Annotated in this window: 1 protein-coding gene and 1 pseudogene; one reads left to right on the top strand and one right to left on the bottom strand. The window is 57.3% G+C overall.

From position 1 onward, the window contains the following. Positions 1–318 (bottom strand): 3'-5' exonuclease (locus GVL52_RS28130; RefSeq protein ID WP_200847941.1); only part of this gene is annotated, 318 nt, incomplete at its 3' end. Positions 319–378: 60 nt separating this feature from the next. Between GVL52_RS28130 and GVL52_RS28135 the strand changes: the two are divergent. Continuing rightward, positions 379–633, top strand: a pseudogene (locus GVL52_RS28135) (hypothetical protein); the annotation flags it as partial.

Genomic DNA, 633 nt, shown 5'->3' on the forward strand with positions numbered 1-633 from the left:
CGTCATGACCAAGTCGGATTGGTGTCGTTGAGCGAAGGCGGCCAACTGGTGGGCCACGACGGGAAATAACTCTGCACCGTCCACGTCGATCTGCTCGATGCCCGTGAGTCGCCGGCAGAACGGCGTGAGCTTCGGGTGCACTACTGGCCGCACGAGGGCCTGAAAGACGTCCAGGATCTCGCCGGCGGGCGTGGCCCAGACAGCACCGATCTCGATGATCTCCATCGCCTGCAGAGCGTCGGCCTCATCGCAAGTCGCTTCGAGATCGATGACAAGCATGGCATTCGCTGGCCATGTCGAAAGTGGAAGAAAGTTCATTGCAAACATTCTATCAAACATGCACAATATCAACTATATTTGTGACAACAGGAGATAGAAATGAACAGCATGACGCTTGAGCAGTTTCGCGCCACTACCAGTGCAGGCGGGGTCAAGAGCGTGACCTTGAAGGGGCAGGGCGGTGGTTTTTTCATAGAGATCTCCACACGCAGCGGACAGGATGCATTCCTGGCCAAGGCCCGAAGCACCGAGCCACGCCGGTTTGGCAATCCAACCTCAGCCCTGGTTGTCCTCCGCGATGTGGGCATTGGAACCGCCCAGATCGATGCTACGCAGTGGGATCCCGATCAGAAA

The sequence above is a fragment of the Rhizobium sp. 18055 genome, assembly GCF_902706285.1.
Taxonomy (GTDB): Bacteria; Pseudomonadota; Alphaproteobacteria; order Rhizobiales; family Rhizobiaceae; genus Rhizobium.